The 17,540-nt window shown below is 54.7% G+C and carries 16 protein-coding genes; 8 read left to right on the top strand and 8 right to left on the bottom strand.

Annotation, left to right across the window (positions count from 1 at the left end; genetic code table 11):
• Positions 1-100: 100 nt before the first annotated feature.
• Positions 101-490, top strand: a complete 390-nt coding sequence (locus ACMHXI_RS04130) for a winged helix-turn-helix transcriptional regulator (RefSeq protein WP_025010160.1) — start codon at positions 101-103, stop codon at positions 488-490.
• A 109-nt stretch (positions 491-599) separates the two neighbouring features.
• Here the strand turns inward: ACMHXI_RS04130 and ACMHXI_RS04125 are convergent, their stop codons facing one another.
• Positions 600-1,250, bottom strand: a complete 651-nt coding sequence (locus tag ACMHXI_RS04125) for an FxsA family protein (RefSeq protein ID WP_208185109.1) — start codon at positions 1,248-1,250, stop codon at positions 600-602.
• Positions 1,251-1,450: 200 nt separating this feature from the next.
• On the opposite strand from ACMHXI_RS04125, the gene cutA reads away from it, so the two are divergent.
• The 6 genes from cutA to ACMHXI_RS04095 all read left to right on the top strand — a co-directional run bounded on the left by cutA (position 1,451) and on the right by ACMHXI_RS04095 (position 8,149).
• Positions 1,451-1,783, top strand: coding sequence for a divalent-cation tolerance protein CutA (gene cutA / locus ACMHXI_RS04120; protein WP_037475009.1), 333 nt, complete (start codon positions 1,451-1,453; stop codon positions 1,781-1,783).
• A complete protein-coding gene (locus ACMHXI_RS04115) occupies positions 1,780-3,585 on the top strand; it encodes a protein-disulfide reductase DsbD (RefSeq protein WP_208185110.1) in 1,806 nt (601 codons plus the stop codon). Before cutA ends, ACMHXI_RS04115 begins: the two co-directional genes overlap by 4 nt.
• A 127-nt stretch (positions 3,586-3,712) precedes the next feature.
• A complete protein-coding gene (locus ACMHXI_RS04110; protein ID WP_062793692.1) occupies positions 3,713-5,332 on the top strand; it encodes a cation:proton antiporter family protein in 1,620 nt (539 codons plus the stop codon).
• Between the two features lie 206 nt (positions 5,333-5,538).
• Entirely contained in the window at positions 5,539-6,690 is a 1,152-nt protein-coding gene (gene galK / locus ACMHXI_RS04105) for a galactokinase (protein WP_062793691.1), read from the top strand.
• Between the two features lie 32 nt (positions 6,691-6,722).
• Positions 6,723-7,754, top strand: a complete 1,032-nt coding sequence (locus ACMHXI_RS04100) for an aldose epimerase family protein (protein WP_107005161.1) — start codon at positions 6,723-6,725, stop codon at positions 7,752-7,754.
• Positions 7,751-8,149, top strand: a complete 399-nt coding sequence (locus tag ACMHXI_RS04095; protein ID WP_025010163.1) for a DUF2391 family protein — start codon at positions 7,751-7,753, stop codon at positions 8,147-8,149. The genes ACMHXI_RS04100 and ACMHXI_RS04095 overlap by 4 nt, the downstream gene beginning before the upstream one ends.
• Before the next feature lie 191 nt (positions 8,150-8,340).
• Here the strand turns inward: ACMHXI_RS04095 and ACMHXI_RS04090 are convergent, their stop codons facing one another.
• The 3 genes from ACMHXI_RS04090 to ACMHXI_RS04080 form a co-directional block, all read right to left on the bottom strand.
• The gene (locus ACMHXI_RS04090; RefSeq protein ID WP_107005162.1) at positions 8,341-8,934 is read right to left on the bottom strand and encodes a hypothetical protein; all 594 of its coding nucleotides are present in this window, start codon (positions 8,932-8,934) and stop codon (positions 8,341-8,343) included.
• A gap of 108 nt (positions 8,935-9,042) precedes the next feature.
• Complete coding sequence (locus ACMHXI_RS04085; RefSeq protein ID WP_025010165.1) at positions 9,043-9,447, bottom strand: hypothetical protein; 405 nt, start codon at positions 9,445-9,447, stop codon at positions 9,043-9,045.
• Between the two features lie 424 nt (positions 9,448-9,871).
• A complete protein-coding gene (locus tag ACMHXI_RS04080) occupies positions 9,872-10,852 on the bottom strand; it encodes an NAD(P)H-quinone oxidoreductase (RefSeq protein WP_107005163.1) in 981 nt (326 codons plus the stop codon).
• A 579-nt stretch (positions 10,853-11,431) separates the two neighbouring features.
• Here ACMHXI_RS04080 and ACMHXI_RS04075 point away from each other — a divergent pair.
• A complete protein-coding gene (locus tag ACMHXI_RS04075) occupies positions 11,432-14,566 on the top strand; it encodes a M9 family metallopeptidase (RefSeq protein ID WP_107005275.1) in 3,135 nt (1,044 codons plus the stop codon).
• 62 nt (positions 14,567-14,628) lie between these two features.
• Here ACMHXI_RS04075 and ACMHXI_RS04070 read toward each other — a convergent pair whose 3' ends face one another.
• Genes ACMHXI_RS04070 through yedE form a run of 4 tightly spaced genes read right to left on the bottom strand, consistent with a single transcriptional unit; the run spans position 14,629 to position 17,370 of the window.
• On the bottom strand, positions 14,629-14,853 hold the full coding sequence (locus tag ACMHXI_RS04070; RefSeq protein WP_025010173.1) for a sulfurtransferase TusA family protein: 225 nt from the start codon (positions 14,851-14,853) through the stop codon (positions 14,629-14,631).
• A gap of 21 nt (positions 14,854-14,874) precedes the next feature.
• On the bottom strand, positions 14,875-15,912 hold the full coding sequence (locus ACMHXI_RS04065) for a YeeE/YedE family protein (RefSeq protein ID WP_107005164.1): 1,038 nt from the start codon (positions 15,910-15,912) through the stop codon (positions 14,875-14,877).
• Positions 15,913-15,922: 10 nt separating this feature from the next.
• Entirely contained in the window at positions 15,923-16,156 is a 234-nt protein-coding gene (gene yedF / locus ACMHXI_RS04060; protein WP_025010175.1) for a sulfurtransferase-like selenium metabolism protein YedF, read from the bottom strand.
• Positions 16,156-17,370, bottom strand: coding sequence for a selenium metabolism membrane protein YedE/FdhT (yedE, locus tag ACMHXI_RS04055; RefSeq protein WP_028780618.1), 1,215 nt, complete (start codon positions 17,368-17,370; stop codon positions 16,156-16,158). Before yedE ends, yedF begins: the two co-directional genes overlap by 1 nt.
• Between the last annotated feature and the right edge of the window lie 170 nt (positions 17,371-17,540).

Below are 17,540 nucleotides of genomic sequence, written 5' to 3'. Positions count from 1 at the left end.
GCATACTTCCCTCTACGCTGTTGGAGGGCGCATTTTATTTACAATAGTATCCATTGTATAGTAGGCACCTTTTTGATACTAAAGAGGCATTTGGATAGCTATGTCCGCCGCAGAGAGCTCTCAGAAAACAAGTTTAACGGCCGCGCCCTCCTATGAGTTGGATAGCTCTGAACCCTGTCCTATGGTGAGCTTTGTCAATCTCATTTCGGGTAAATGGGCCATCCCCATTCTCTATCGTTTGATAGTGATCGACTCTCCGGTACGCTTCAGTGAATTGCAGCGGGCCGTAGCCCCCATTACGCAGAAGGAACTGACGCGACAATTACGCCTGTTTGAACGTCGCAAGCTGGTGCAGCGCAAGGTTTATGCCGAAGTGCCGCCGCGTGTGGAGTATCGAATAACCCCATTGGGGAAGTCTTTGAAACCTACCTTGGATTCACTGGCCGACTGGATGCGAACCAAGGGCGCAGATTTGGCTGACGATAGTTGAGAATACGCTGCCGGCCTTTTCACTTCTTGAGGCAACAGGCTGTTTGCCGGCTATGAGAATAAAAAAGACCTTCCGAGCGGAAGGTCTTTTTTATCAGTGTTTATGCTGATCACCGGCTACCGGGCCGATCATCGTCTTGGTTTTCCGTATCCTGCGACTGAGGGCCGTTTTCACTTCGCTGAGGGCTATCTTCTTCCAGCTGATGGCCATTTTCACCTCGCTGAGGGCTATCTTCTTCCAGCTGAGGGCTCTCCCCACCCAGCTGATGGCTCTCAGGACGCTTATCGGAAGGGTCGGCCTTGCGCTCAAATTCACCTTCGAATACATCACCGCCCTGGCTTCTTTGATGTGGCGGCTCAAAGGGGTTGGTACCGGCTCTGAACTGAGCACCGGCAACCACCTTGAGCTGCATCCGCTGATAGAAATAACGCGCCAGCGGTGCCCGGGTGATTGGAGTCAGCAGGATAAGGCCGATAAGGTCGGTAACAAACCCTGGAATAAGCAGCAGAATACCAGCCATGGCCAGCATCATGCCCTCGACTATCTCTTGCCCCGGCGCTTCACCGGCGGCCAACTTTTTCTGTACCGACATCAGGGTACTCAAGCCCTGGCTGCGAACCAGAGAAACACCGACCACCGCGGTGAGGATCACCAATGCCACTGTGTTCCAGCTGCCCAGAACTTCGCCGACCCGGATAAGCACCGAGAGTTCGACGACAGGGATCAGCACAAAGATGATAAACATTATCAGAAATGGCATGTAGGCCTCATTTTTTACCTTAATTGAAAACTAAATGGGGATAACCCGGTCTGATTTCAAGTCCGCAGCCAGCCCCGGGTTTGACGCCTGAGCTCACTGTTTCAGTAAAGCCTTAATGCAAGCTTGCGGCAAAACACGTAAAGTAGACGCTCGATTTTAATCCCCTTGGCTTAAGTCAGGTTTAATTTAACCCGCTCATTATGGACATAAAATCTCAACAAGCGCTGCTGGTTTTTTGCAGTTGCCCGGATACAGACAGTGCCAAGAGCCTGGCCGCAACCTTGGTGCGCGAGTCGCTGGTGGCCTGTGCTCAGGTGAGCCAGACTGTGGATTCGTTTTATGTCTGGCAGGGCGAACTCTGCCAGGAGACTGAAGTCAGCCTGCAGCTCAAGTGTCTGGCCAGCGCTTACCCCAGGCTGGAGCAGAGAATACTCGAACTGCATCCCTATGAAGTACCTGAAATTATTGCTGTGCCCATCAGCCATGGGCTGCCCGCCTATCTGGATTGGATAAAAGACAACACTAAGCTATGAAGAAAATACTTACCCTGCTGCTAGGCAGCCTGTTGCTTCTCAGCCCGCTGGTTCAGGCCGATGGGATCTTTGGCAACAAGCAATTCGATTTTCTCAAGAGTGAACCTGAGCTGATGCCCGTGGATCAGGCCTTCGCCTTCGACTTCAGTCAGCAAGGCAACAAGGTCAAGCTCAGTTGGGTAATAGCCGACGGCTACTACATGTACCGCGACAAACTCAAGTTCAGCATAGATGGCGGTGAACTGGGCGAGATAGCCCTGCCCCAGGGCAAGGGTCACACAGATGAGTATTTCGGTGAGCAGCAGGTGTACTACTCCTTTATCGAGATTCCAGTTGCCATTAAGGAGGCGGGTGAAGCCGCCAAGTTGTCCGTAACCTTTATGGGCTGCGCCGAGGGCAAGCTCTGCTTCCCGCCCACCACCCGTGACGCCCTGCTTAAACCTGTGGCGGTCAATGATGGCATACTGCCCGATGCCGACAAGGGCGCAGATGCCCAGGCGGCTCCCAAGGGCCAGGCGGTGACCCAACAGGATAACCTGTTGGATAAACTGCTCTCCGGTGACAGCACCCTGCTCAACTATCTGACCTTCTTCGTGTTGGGGATAGGTCTAGCGCTGACTCCCTGCGTGTTCCCCATGTATCCCATTCTATCGGGGATCATTGTCGGTCAGGGGCAGAAAGTCTCCACCGGCAAGGCCTTTACCCTGTCGATGGCTTATGTGCAGGGTATGGCTATTACCTATTCGCTGCTGGGGTTGGTGGTGGCTTCGGCCGGCCTCAAGTATCAGGCGGCGCTGCAACACCCGGCTGTGCTTATCACCATAGCCGTGCTGTTCGTGGTACTCAGTCTGTCTATGTTTGGCCTCTATGAGTTGCGCCTGCCCGCCAGTTGGCAGCAAAGGATGAACAGTCTCTCCAATAAGCAAAAGGGTGGCAATCTGCTGGGCGTGGTCGTCATGGGTGTGCTTTCGGGCCTGGTGGCCTCGCCCTGTACCACGGCGCCTTTATCGGCAGTACTCGTGTACGTGGCGCAAACCGGCGATCTGCTGCAGGGCTTTTTGACCCTCTACATCCTCAGCATGGGGATGGGACTACCACTGCTGCTGATAGGCACCTCGGGCGGTAAGTTGCTGCCGCGCGCCGGCACCTGGATGAACATCATCAAGCATGTGTTCGGTTTCCTGCTGGTGGCCGTGTCCATCATAATGCTGGGCCGCATCTGGCCTGGATTGGTGTCGGATCTTATGTGGTCTGTGTGGGCCATCGTCTTTGTCGGCTACCTGATGCACCAGAACAAGCTGAGCCAGTTCAACTGGAAACAGACGGTGCGCAGCGTGATCCTGACCCTGCTGCTGCTGTCGAGCTTTTCCTATGGCCTCCAGGCGGTAATGAGCGCCATAGGTTACCACTTCATGGGGCAACAGCAAGCCGAGCATCATGCCTTTAAGCGCATCAAGTCGCTTGAGGACTTCAAGGCCGAACTGGCGGATGCCGAGGCGGCCGGCAAGCCGGTGATGCTGGATCTCTACGCCGATTGGTGTGTGGCCTGTAAGGAGTTTGAGCAGATCACCTTCAAGAATGCCGAGGTTAAACAGCGGATGGAACAGATGGTGCTGCTGCAAGCCGATGTGACCGCCATGGATGAAACCGATGTCGCTCTGCTGGAGGCCTACGATGTGCTGGGGCTGCCGACACTGTTGTTTATCGATGAACAGGGCCAGTTGAAGAATGAGCTGAGAGTGACAGGTTTCATGGGCCCGAAAGAGTTTGCCGCCCACCTGGATATTTTGCTCAAAAACTAGCATTCAACACGCCGACATTTCTGAAAAAGCGAATTTATCAGCAGATAAGTTCGCTTTTTTATTTAAATTTAATGCTCTTCTTATAGAATACTCTTTAAACAGCTAGCCTCCTTCCTGAAAGAGCAAAATGGAACCTGCAATTCTCGTTATTACCTTGGCCTGCGGTATGCTGGTCAACCGTATCAATTTACCACCGCTTATCGGCTACCTGGCCGCCGGCTTTGTGCTCTATACCATGGGCATAGAAAATGAAAGCCTGCCGCTGCTCAACCAATTGGCCAGTCTGGGTGTGACCCTGCTGCTGTTTGCCATAGGTCTCAAGCTGGATATCCGCAGCCTGTTCAAGGCCGAAGTCTGGGCAGGCTCCAGCCTGCACCTGATGTTGTCCATGGTAATCTTTGTCCCCATTCTCAAGCTGCTGGGCTTGATTGGCCTGGTGCAATTGACCAATCTCACGGTCGAACAGCTGACCCTGCTGGCCTTTGCCCTGAGCTTTTCCAGTACTGTGTTTGCGGTCAAGGTGCTGGAAGACAAAGGCGATATGCAATCTCTCTACGGCCGGGTTGCCATAGGTATTCTGATCATGCAGGATATCTTTGCCGTATTATTCCTGACTATTTCCAAGGGCGAGTTTCCGTCGATATGGGCCTTGGCGCTGCTGTTGCTGCCTCTGGCCAAGCCGCTGATATACAGGGCCTTTGACAAGGTCGGCCACGGTGAACTCCTGGTGCTCTTCGGCCTGGTAATGGCTTTGGTGGTCGGCGCCTGGCTGTTTGAGTCCGTGGGACTGAAACCGGATCTCGGCGCGCTGATCATCGGCATACTGCTGGCCGGGCACAAGAAGGCATCTGAGCTGGCCAAGTCGCTGTTCTACTTTAAAGAACTGTTTCTGGTGGCCTTCTTCCTCACCATAGGCCTCAACGGCCTGCCGAGCATGACAGATATTATGCTGGCGGTGCTGCTGGTGACTCTGGTGCCGCTGAAAATTCTGCTGTTTGTCTATATCCTTACCCGCTTCAAACTGCGCTCTCGGACCTCAATGCTGGGCTCATTCAACCTGGGTAACTTCAGCGAGTTCGGTCTGATTGTGGCTGCCGTAGCCACCAGCAAAGGCTGGCTGCCCGCCCAATGGCTGGTGATCATTGCCGTGGCCCTGAGCCTGAGTTTCGTGCTAGCGGCGCCGCTCAACGCCATGGTGGGCAGCATCTACCAGAAGTATCAGCAGAAGCTGGTCAAGCTCGAGAAGCACCCACTGCATCCGGAAGACAGGCAGATCCCCGTGGGCAACCCTCGCTTCCTTATTCTGGGTATGGGGCGCATAGGCTCAGGCGCCTACGATGAACTCAAGGCCAGGTTTGATGGTGAGATCCTCGGCATAGAACACAAACAGGAGTTGGTGGACTTCCACCGTGAACAAGGGCGTAATGTGGTACAGGGCGATGCCTCGGATACCGACTTCTGGGAAAAACTCGACCGGGCTCCGGCGCTGGAACTTGTGCTGCTGGCGATGCCGTACCACGCGGGTAACATGTTTGCGGTTGAGCAGCTCAAGAAACTGGATTACCAAGGCAAGATCAGCGCCATAGTGCAGTATGGTGATGATGCCGTGGCCCTGCGCGAATCCGGCGTTCACAGCGTTTATAACCTCTACGAGGCCGCCGGTGCCGGTTTCGTTGAGCATGTGGTCTGTGAACTGCTGGCGGCCGAAACCGTCAATGAATCGCCCGCCAAGGAAGCGGTATCCTGATATTTTTCGGCATCATTTAGCCTCACTCAGTCAGCTAACGGCGAGTGAGGCTTTTCTCTTGTTCCCATAGATATCTCCTTAATCTGCCCTTGGGCGCAACCCGAATAAAAATCTCACTTACACCTCAGTGACAGAAATGATATAACAACAGAAAAGCAGTCATTTATGTTGCTGTTCGAGCGTTTTTTTGCGGAATCCATAAGAGCATGTCGAATCCTGCCCCCAGCGTTACCAAACTCTTTGTCAAAACCTTCGGCACCAAGCCGGATGCCCTGTATCAGGCCCCCGGGCGGGTCAACCTTATCGGGGAACACACAGACTATAACGAAGGTCTGGTGCTGCCGGCGGCAATCAACTTTCACACCATAATCGCGGTCAAACGCCGTGACGATGACAAGTTTCGCGCCGTATCGGCTGCCTTTCCCGGCATTTTTGAATGGCACTATGGCGATGAAGGCAGCATGAGCGAGGATGAGGGCTGGGTCAGTTATCTCAAGGGCTTTACCTCGGCCATGGCCCAGAGTGGCCTGCCGGCTCGCGGCCTGGACCTGGCGGTGATCGGCAATGTGCCGGCCAACGCCGGATTGGCCTCATCGGCCTCGCTGGAAATCGCCTTCGGCACCGCCATCAATGACACCAGTCAACTGCACTTGTCGCCGCTGGCGATTGCACAACTGGCGCAGCGGGGTGAAAACCACTATGTCGGCTATGGCTGCGGCATAATGGATCAGATCACCTGTGCCATGGCCGAGGCCGGTGCGGCACTGTTGATCGATTGCCTGGATCTGGACTGCGAGAGCGTGCCCTTCCCAGACGATCTCAGCCTGCTGATCATCAATTCCGGCTTGCCCTCCATCGCCCACAGCACAGAGTTTGGCGAACGCCGCTTGCAATGCGAGCAGGTGGCCGGTCATTTCGGATTGGATACCCTGCGCCACTTGTCACTCAGGGCGCTGCAAAGCGCCGAAGATGAACTGGACCCGGTTGCCTTTCGCCGTGCCCGCCATGTGATCAGTGAAAACCAACGCACCCAGAGCGCCTGCCGCGCCCTGGAGCAGGGAGATATCGCCAGGCTCAGCAAACTGATGGCCGAATCACACCGCTCGATGCGCGATGACTTTGAAATCAGCCATCCGGCGATAGATACCCTGGTGGAGCTGATAGCCGAAGTCGTCGGCGAACGCGGCGGAGTACGGATGACAGGCAAGGGCTTTGGCGGCTGCGTCATCGCCCTGGTGGAACATGAGTTGACCGACAAGGTGATAGCCGCCGTTGAGCAGCAATATCCGGCTAAAACCGAGCTGGAGGCCAGTGTGTACCTATGCAGCCCCAGCGACGGAGCCAGCCGCCTGGACTGAGTTGTAGCCCTTAAGCCAAAAGGAACTAGCAGATGATACGTTTCAGCGCACTCGACAGTTGGGAAGATCCCCGCGGCGGCCAGATAGAAAGAATCAGAATCGACAACGGCATTCTGGCACTGGAAGTGCTCAGTCTCGGTGGCATTATTCGCTCACTGTGGGCGCCGGATCGCCACGGTGAACGAACCAATATCGTGCTTGGCTGTGACTCTGCAGCCGATTATCTGGCCCAGGACGCCTGTTTGGGCGCCGCTGTGGGACGTTACGCCAATCGCATCAAGCAAGGTCAAATCAACTGCCGCGGCAAGACTTTTTCTCTGGATAAGAACTTCAACGGCCACTGCCTGCACGGCGGCCGCGAAGGCTTTCATCGGCGCCTGTGGCAACTGGGCACACTGCCTGACGGGGTGCGCCTTAGCCTGATAAGCCCGGATGGCGACATGGGCTTTCCCGGTGAATGCCGGGTACAGCTGGACTATCGTCTGGCGGGCAACAACCTGTTTGTTGAGTTTATGGCCTCAAGCAGCCAAGACTGCCCTGTGAGCCTGACCCAGCACAGCTATTTCAACCTCGATGGCCGGGCGGATATCGCTGAGCACCAGTTGCAACTCGATAGCAACAAAACCCTGGCAACCGACTCTGAAGGCATTCCCTGCGGCATAGTCGATACCCAAGGCGGCATATTGGATCTCAGTCAGGGCAAGGTACTCAAGACGCTGCTGGGGCAGCCGGAACTCGCCGGCGGCCAAGGGTTGGATCACTGCTTTATCAGCCGGCAACAGAAAGATGAGCTCTGGCGTGTGGGCCGTTTGAGCGCGCCGCTATCGGGTCGCGGCCTGACACTGTATACCAATCAACCCGGAGTGCAGCTTTACACCGGCGCCGGGCTCGAAGGCGTCAAGGGTCGTAAGGGCCAGGCGATGAAGGCCTGGCAGGGTGTCTGTCTTGAGCCGCAAATGCTGCCGGACGGCGCCAATCAGCCACAGCTGCACGGCGATCCCTGGATAACACCCGGACAAGTCTATCACCATTTGAGCCGCTACGAGTTCGATACCCAGGCATGACCAAACTCTATTTCAACGCCGAGGATCTCGGCCAGATCAGCATAGGCGCCTTTGCCTTGTCCGTGCCCATCTCTTTTTCCGAGGAGGCCTGGATGCTGGCGGCCAATCTGCCGATGGTGAATCTGGTGCTGGTGGTGGTATTGAGCCTGAGCTTTATCGCCCTGTTTGCTTATCAGAGTGTGTTTCAGGCCAATATCAAGGCCAGGGTGTGGGTGTTCTGGCTGCGGATCCTGCTGGCTTATGCCCTGACCCTGCTGGTGGTGAGTGTCGTCTTACTGGCCCTGGATAAATGGCCATTATTGAGCGATCCCTTACTGGCGCTGAAGCGCACCCTGCTGATCGCCATGCCGGCCTCTATGGGCGCCATCATAGTCGATAGCTTCGATAAAGAATAATCGTCTATCACCGGATATTGATTGTCGTATTTCATTGACATTACAATTCAATTTAAAATTTTATTGTCAATAAAGGAAGAGCGGGTTGAATCTACATCATTCACCCCATATTGGCTTGGGTTGTATAGTTTAATTTCTGCCAGTATTTGCTGTGATGAAAATCTGACAATGATTCATCTTTAATCCAGCTATTAAATTGTCATACCAAAGCTAAGATCCCATTCCAGCACAGGAACCAAATGCAAACCACTGGCGTTCAAGGCGATTAATGGCTCTGCGATTGACTTATGCACCAAATAATCCATCATCCCTGGAATTTGGAAAATACATCTCTTTTCAAGAGGTATTTTAGATAACTTATTATAGTCCAGTCGGCAATTCCTTGGATTTCTTACTTCACCATCCTCTAAAATCCCAGTGTATTTTCCATTATCAAAGTCATAAGCATCAATATTATTATCTACGACTAAAATTGAATATGAATGTACATTTCCATCATTGTGGGTATATAAAGCAGGGAGTAACTGAACCTGATAAAGATCAAAGTATTCCAGTACTTTACTTATCCGGTTTGACAGTAATGGATCACTTAATGCAGTCATTGCTTCGATCAGCGGAATAACCTCATTATCATCTGCCCCAGATTCAACTTGGATCGGCATTTTAAGACAAGTCGGTTGTCTAAAAGTTAAATAATGACTTTTACTGCAGGAAACATAAGGGGAAGGCACCTTTCCAGAGCCACATATCAGTACATAATATTCTTCGTTAATATCTGATATCATTATTCTCCAACTTATAAATCATCATCTTAAAATGTCAACGTTCGACTGTCCGGTATACCCGGGCCACCGCTTCAGTGAACTGAAGTCGGACGGCCGGGCATAGGGATATCAGTCGTCGAAGCTGTCATCCCAATCGTCATCGAAATCATCACCCATGTTATCGGCTTCGACCTCGACCTCAGGTTCCGGCTTGGGCTTACGCGCGGGAGCGCTGTCTTTGACGTTGTTCAGATTGACTCTGGCCTGCTGCTTTTGCATAAACTCGCTGCGGACCGCTTTGAATGCACTACCGAACTCACGCTCGGCAGCCTTGGCTTCATCCTCACCCAGATCATGCAGGTTGGGTTTAACTATATCTTCCACGTATTCAATAATCGCATTACGCTGAGAGTTGAACAGGTAGATACGTCCAGGAGATGCCTCGGGTAACTGATTGTCATGGACGACGATAGCATTGCCACGTGCGGTTCTGAGCTCGCCATACCAAACTTGTTTCTTTGCAGTGTTATACATATATGCCAATACCCTTAAATCAACACATACACCAGAGAAGTTGCCAATAAGTCGCTGCGCATAGTGCCTGGACTTGCTCGCGCCTTCCCTAAAGTTTTTCGGCCAAAGAAGCGCACTACTGCTCACTTTGCCACAATAGGTTTCCACCTTTGGGAGGTGGAGTTTTCAAGTGCGTATTCTTACAGAATCTTTCCGAGAATCAATGCTACAAACCGTGATTTTTCCAACTAAATAACGATTAATTTTTCATGACAGCACCCTCGAGTGCTCTCACAAAGGACTTTAGCCCAAATTTCCATCAGGGCAAGTTGAATTTTGCACGCAAACGCCTTAAGGCTGCATGTTACAGCCAAACAGCGGCGACAGAGAAAAAGCTGCCGAGCGAGTGTTCAGCAGCCATAGGGTGTTGAGCGTCAGTAGCTACTTACTTCAGTGTCAGCACGACCTTGCCCGAGTGACTTCCGGATTCCAACAAGTGGTGTGCCGCAATGCACTCTTGCAGCGGGAAACTGGCAAAAATATGTGGCTTCAGGGCACCTTCATTCAATAACGGCCAGACCTTGGCCTTGAGCTCGGCAGCAATCGCCGCCTTGGCCGCTACGCTTTGAGGCCTCAGAGTCGAGCCGGTCCAAACAATACGTTTGGCCATCAGGCGAAAGATATCCACTTCAGCCTTGGCCCCCCTTTGCATGGCAATGGACACCATGCGGCCATCACAGGCGAGTACCTTGAGATTCTTGTTGGCAAAGTCTCCGCCTGCCATATCCAGCACCACCTCGACACCCTTGCCCAGGGTCCAGTCCAACACAGGCTCGACAAAGTCCTGTCGGCGGTAGTCAATCGCGAGTTCGGCCCCCAATTGCTGACACCAGGCGCATTTCTCAGGACTGCCGGAAGTCACCAGTACCCTGGCGCCAAAGGCCTTGGCCAGCGCTATGGCGCTGCTGCCGATCCCCCCCGAGCCGCCGTGGATGAGCACTGTCTCGCCTCTCTGCAACCTGGCTCGCATAAACAGATTGCCCCACACAGTAAAGAAAGTCTCGGGAATCGCAGCGGCTTCTTCCAGACTCCAGCCCCTGGGAATAGGCAAACAATGATCGGCCCAGGTGAGCACATACTCACTGTAACCGCCTCCCGGCACCAGGGCACAGACCTCTTGCCCGGTCTGCCATTGCGCTACGCCCTGCCCCAGCGCCACTATCTCGCCGGCCACTTCCAACCCCAGCACGGGGGAAGCGTCTGCCGGCGGCGGATAGTTGCCTTTACGCTGGGCCAGATCCGGGCCATTGACCCCGGCCGCCGCCACCCGAATCAACACCTGACCCGGACCGGGTTTGGGGATCTCCACATCCGTCAGATAAAGCACCTCGGGCTGTCCGGGTGTGTCGAAAGTCACCTGTCTCATACACTGCTCCTTGATAACTGAGCCACTGCCGAAAGATTTGCCTCTGACGTTAATCCAGAGGCCAAGCCTGGCAGAGACTGATACCTGTAGCCAACACAGTAGCAGAAGCCGTCTCAGGCTCATACCCGCGCCAAGGAAGATGCGAACAAGTCCCATCTATGCACTGCATCGGCTTTCAGGCCTGGATGCAAGGCGTGCTTCGCAGCAAATGGCTTCTGTCTTTTGCCAGAAGCACAACAAAGCCGCCAGGCAAAATTCAGCTTCGGCGAATTTAAATGTAAATTCTATTAATTTCATTGCGTTATAAATCTATCCTAGCTCGCGGTGACCAAGGAAATCCTCGCTGTTTTCCTTTGGAATAAAAAATAGACAATTTTATATTGTATATTTTATTCTTTTACTTCTATGATGAAACACTGATTTACCCTGAATAAAGTGTTGTGCACAGTCAGGCAGTATCGGCAAACGGCGCAGGAGGTCACTTTAACCACTAAAGATCTGCAACAGCAGACTCAAATAAAATGGAGAAAACCAATGAAGATCAGCCCACTGGTCGCCAGTATCGGCCTGCTTTCCGGCATGGCATTCAGCCAACAGACGTTTGCACAGCCCTCCTCCCCCCAAGCTTCCTCACCTCATCCCGCCGCCAGGCTGCACGGTCATCCCTTACTGCCCGCTCAAGCCAACGAGCAGGCGAGACTGGCCTCTCACGCGCGGCTTAAGCGCGAGGTCAACTCTCAAGCGGAGAGGCAGACAAAGGCTTCGTTGCCGGCGCCGCCGCAGGCCTTTAGCAGTCAGGCGGTGGCGAACCAGGTAATTGAAGGACATGCCGTTGACAAAAAAACGCCCCAAAAACGCCAAGCTGTCGAAAGCCTCAACCTGATGAGCCGCTCGGCGGCCGGCGATCTGCAGATGCAGGCCGACAGCAGCTGTGATGAGCTGACAGGCCTCAATGGTCAGGCACTGGTCGATGCATTAAGCGCCGCCACGCCTGCTTGTGTCGGTGCCTTTTACAGCCTGGTGGGCAGTCAGGCCACCGCCAGCTTCAGCCAGGCCAATGTGCTGGCGGTAGCCAATGCCATAGACGGCCGCGCCGAAAGCTACACAGGAACTGACACCCAAGGGCTGGAGTCCTTAATAAACTTTGTCCGCGCCGCCCTCTATGTGCAGTTTTATCATCCGGAAGATGTGCCCGCCTATGATGCCTCGGTAACCACGGCGTTAAGCGGCGCACTGGATAGTCTGTTCAACAATCCCAAGAGCTGGACAGTTTCCGAGGCCAATGCCGGGGTTCTCAAAGAAGCATTGATCCTGGTGGATTCGGCCAATCTGGGCGCCGAATTCAACTGGGTAACCATCAAGGTACTCAACGAATACGACAGCGACTGGCAGGCGCTGTTTGGCATGAATGCCGCCGCCAATGCTGTGTTTACTACCCTGTTCCGGGCTCAGTGGAACGACGAAATGCAAGCGCTGTTCGCCCGGGATCAGAGCATTCTCGATGCCCTCAATCAGTTTCAACTTGAGCAGCGCCAACTACTGGGAACCAACGCCGAATACCTGCTGGTCAATGCGGTACGTGAGATGTCCCGCCTCTACTACATAGAGGCGATGAAGCCCAGGGTCACGACTCTGGTCAAGACGGTAATCGACAGCAGCAGTAAAGAGGACAGCAGCCGCGCCATCTGGCTCGCCGCTGCAGAAATGGCCGACTACTATGACCGCAGCCAGTGCGACTACTACGGCATTTGCGGCTTCAAATACCAACTGGAGCAGGACACCCTGAGTTTCAACTGGAAGTGCTCGGATACCCTGAAGATGCGCGCCCAGGATCTGTATCAGGATCAGGCAAGCTGGATCTGCGAAGTGCTCAGCGGCCAGGAAGCCTACTTCCACAGCAAGCTGGAAACCGGCAATACTCCGGTGAGCGAGGATAACAACGACGATCTTGAGCTGGTGATCTTCAACTCCTCCGGCGACTACCAGTCATTCGCCGGCAGCTTCTTCGGCATCAATACAGACAACGGCGGCATGTATCTTGAAGGCTCGCCGGCCGGGCTCAAGAATCAGGCCCGTTTTATCGCCTATGAAGCCGAGTGGCGCCGCCCCGATTTCCATGTCTGGAACCTGCAGCATGAATATGTGCACTACCTGGATGGCCGCTTCAACCTCCACGGCGACTTTGCCCGCGGCATGTCGGCCGACACCATCTGGTGGGTTGAAGGATTGGCGGAATACATCTCCTACCGGGATGCCAACACCGCAGCCATAGCACTTGGTGAAACCAAGGCATTTGCCCTGTCGCAAATATTCAAAAACACCTATGATTCCGGGCAGGACAGAGTCTATCGCTGGGGCTATCTGGCGGTGCGCTTTATGTTCGAGCGCCATATGGATGATGTTCGCCAGATCCTCAGTCTGCTGCGCAGCGATAACTACAGCGAGTATCAAGCCCTGATAGATGGCATAGGCAGTCGTTATGACAATGAATGGTACAGCTGGCTGACAAGCGGCCTGAGCACGGCGGACAATGGCATAGTGGATAAGGGCCCCAGCGACATAGACGCCGCCCCCAGCGGCCGTGAAGGTAACTGGAGCGGCCCGGGCGGCAATATCAGCCGCGACTTTGCCCCCTGCACGGTCAGCGACGAATCCTATCGTTATCAGGAAGGCATGACGCCGCTGCTGGATGTGCCAATCGAGTGTATCGACTCGAAAAACGGCCGCGCCAGCCTGGTGTTTGCCAATGAGCAGCGTTCCGACCAAGAGCTGTGGATCAAGGTGGGTGACGGCTGGGGTGATGCCGATATCTATTTCAGCTCCCAAGGCTGGGCCAGCGCCGAAAACAACGAGGGCTTAGGTATAGGCAATGGGAATCACGAGGTGATCAAGGTGCGCCTCAACCCAGACAGTTACTGGCATTACCTGACTCTGGCCGGTGAATTTGGCGGCGTGGATCTATTGCTGTCGACCACAGAAGTCGAAGCCGACCCGGACCCGGCCCAAGGCGGCGGTGATGGCGATGGCGGCGAGCCGGTGGATTGTGGTGCTCCGAGCACAGACTATGGCCTGTTGCAGGCCGGCAAGAATGAATGCCTCAGTGGTGGCCGTTCCAGCTTTTATGTCTGGGTTGAGGAAGATAACACTCGCCTGACCTTCAGCCTCGGCGGCGGCAGTGGTGACGCCGATCTCTACTATGCTGCCGATACCTGGGCCGGCACAGCTCACTATGATGCGTTCGCCAAGACCGCAGGCAACAGCGAGACACTAACAGTCACGGCCAATCGCGGCTGGCGTTACCTGGCGGTGGAGAGTGACAGCCAGTATGCCGGTGTCAGCCTGAGCCTGAAAGTGGCCACGGCCGGTGAACCTCAGCCCGGTGTTCTCGAAAATGCCTGCGCCACCAAGGCTCCACAGAGTTACAGCGAGTTACAGTCCGGCGCGGCCATCTGCACCGCCAGTGGCCGGGGAGACTTCTACTTCTATATTGCCGAAGGTACTCAGGAGATTGAAGTTGTCACAGGCCACGGCAGCGGCGATGTCAGCCTCTATGGTGGCACTAGCTGGCCTACAGCCAACAGTTATCAACAGGCATCCACCCAGCAAGGCAACGCAGAACGTTTACTGCTGCAGGCGCCAAGCGAAGGTTGGTACTATCTGATGCTGGATGGTGCCAATGCTGAAGGGGTCAGCATCCAGATGCAGGCTCGCTGATAGCGTTACAGTTTGGATGAAAAAAGCGCTGCCTCGGCAGCGCTTTTTTACCTTTACGACCGTTAGCCCTTCTTGATGGTCATGGTCCAGGCGGCATCACCCTTCTGGGCAAAGTGAGTCACCTCATGGCCCTCTTCGGCGGCCCAGCGAGGAATATTTTCTGTCGCCTGGGCGCAGTCATAGTCCAGTACCACTTCGTCGCCTTTTTCTATGCCCTTTATCAGCTTCTGCAGCTCTATCAAAGGGAAAGGACAAAGTTTGCCGGTAGTATCGAGAACATGTTTCATATACAACTCCTTGGATAAAACTCAGATCTGAGCCAGGCGCATGGGCCGGATCAGGGTAAAGTAACTGAAGCAGTAACTGCCAAGCAGAATGGCCGGAATAAACAGCCAGCCCTGCCAGGACAGATAGGCGGTACCCACAAGCGCATTGCCCAACATGCAACCGCCGGCAATGCCGCTGCCAAAGCCCATCAACAGGCCGCCGACAAGCCCAAACAATACCGTCTTGTGGCCCGGATAGCGCCAACGCTGTTCCGAACTGCCACGGGCGGCAATAAAGGCCCCGACAAACAAGCCGATGAGGAAGTATCCCGGCCAGCCGAAGAACTTGGTGTTGCCAGTGGTCAGCAGATCCCACAGCTGAGCGCTGGGGCCACTGATACCAACGCCACCGACCCGACCGCTTTCCAGGCTCGCAGGCCAGGCCAGCAGAGCCAGCACGCCGATGATCAGCGCACTCACGAAGGGGTGCCAACGGGCTTCAAACAACAGGTGTGCCAGGCCGCTACGCCTCGGGGTCATCAGGGCCACAGGGCGCTTGCGCCGCTTGAGATAGCGCATCGCCAGTACGGAGGTCAGCAGCGCCAGGGCGATACTCACCAACCAGGGCGAAACACCCAGGCTTTGATACAGGGTCTGATCGGCCAACTGTTGCTGTTTGATGGGGGCCAGCATGCTCTTGAGCTCGGCCGTGCGCACCAGTTTACTGGCAACAATAAAGCCCAGCACTGCCATCACACTGGCAGCCAAGCCTTCGGCCGCCCTGTAATAGGCTCCGGTGGAGCAACTGCCTGCCGCCGCCATACCCAGGCCAAACAGCACGCCACCAATCAGAGTTGCCAACCAGGGGAAATGCCCCGTCGGCAACTTGACCCAGCCCAGCTCATAAAAGGCAAACAGCCCCAGGCTCTGGATACTGATGGCGATCAATATGGCAATCACCATGGTGAAGTCTTTCTGCAGGAAGGTGTCACGTATGCCACCCGCCATGCAGAAACGCCCCCGCTGCATCACAAACCCCATGGCCAGACCTATGCCCAAACCACTGAGAATCGTCAGCATAACCGGCTCCTCAGCGCTGGATCAGATAACGGATAGTCGGGCCGTTTTGTTCTATCTCCAGCACCTTGTAACCGTGGTTCTTGGCATCCAATGGAATATTGTTGATCGACTGTGGGCAGTCGCTGATCACTTCCAGAATTTCGCCAGGCTTGAGCTGGGGCATGGCCTCCAGGGTGGCAACGGCGGGATAAGGACAGGGTTCACCAACCATATCCAATTGATAATCAGGAGTATATTGGCTCATTACGCGGCCTCCGCAGTCAGTTGTGCATCCCGTTTGGCTTTACGGGCAAAGAATTGTTTTTCCCAGGCGAGCATGGCGGCAAACGCCAGGCCCAGCATCAGGTAGGTGGCCAGCAAGCCGCCCTTGTCCCCCAAGCTGGAAAGCAGGTTGACCTTGTCCCAACTGGTGGCCAGTGGTTCGGCAAAGTCGTCCCAGTAGTAGGCCAAAATGGTGGAGCCGATAACATTACCCAGGCCAACCCACCAGAAGTGCACCTGCCCTTCCACGGCGCGGTACATCCAACCGGTTTCGCAGCCACCGGCCAGCACTATACCGAAACCGAACAGCAAGCCACCGATAACCGCGTTGGGACCGGCCCACATGATCTTGGGTGAAACCCCTAGTTGCACATAGCTGTAAATCCCTATGGCACTTACCGCCATACCTATGATGATCGCCTTGGCCATATGGGTACGGCCGGTGATCCACATGTCGCGAAATGCCGAGGTAAAGCAGATCTGTGCCCTTTCAATCAACAGACCGAAACCGACGCCACAGAGCATGGCAATACCCAGCTTGGGTGCGTTGAACAAGGTCAGGAGTCCCCAACCGACTATGCCGATAAACACCAGCATACCGATCCGAAAACGCCTTCTGGCCTGGTTTTCATCCTGCTTGACCGAGCTGGCCTTGGTGACCTTCTTCAGCGCCACCGGAATGCGGAACATGGGCAGCAAGGTGAACTTGGCGCCAAAGTAGGAACCGGCAGCAGTGGCCAGCGCGAAGAACCAGGCATGCAGCGAGAACTGCGGAATACCGGTAAAGAAGGCCGCCAGGTTACACCCCATGGCCAAACGAGCGCCGAAGCCGGCTATGATGCCACCAACCAGGGCCTGCATGATGCGCACCCGGCTCTGTGGCATTCTGAGCTTGACGTTGTTGGCCCATAGCGCCGCAGCGATACAGCCACCGAACATACCGATAATCATCATGCCGTCGATGCGATCCAGCGGCGTACCGGCCAGACCTATCACCTTGAAGTAACCCCAGTTTTCCGGCTCGGCACCAAGCATTTGCAGTAAATGACCACCCCAGCGGGTAAATTCGCCGGTCACGGCCCAGAAGGTTCCGGTAAGACCAAAATAGTAGGTGGAGAGAATACCGGCAGCGATAACAGCCGGCATGGGAGCCCAGAAACGGACCAGATATTGTTGTTTAAATTGTTGCCATGTCATGTCATTACCCTAATGAACGAGACCTTGTCTAAACGGACACAGGCGTGTCCGTCAACCATTACAGGTGCGAACAGGCAGCCCGCAGAAACTGACCTGTCGCATCTTATGTATGCCTTTACGGCGATAAAATCGCTGGAGTGCAGCAAACGACCGGCTGTCAGCCATCATCA

The organism is Shewanella sp. BJSY2023SW005 (genome assembly GCF_047314585.1).
GTDB lineage: Bacteria > Pseudomonadota > Gammaproteobacteria > Enterobacterales > Shewanellaceae > Shewanella > Shewanella algae.
The sequence above is the reverse complement of the archived record's forward strand: the minus strand, read 5'-3'. Positions and strand labels throughout refer to the sequence as shown.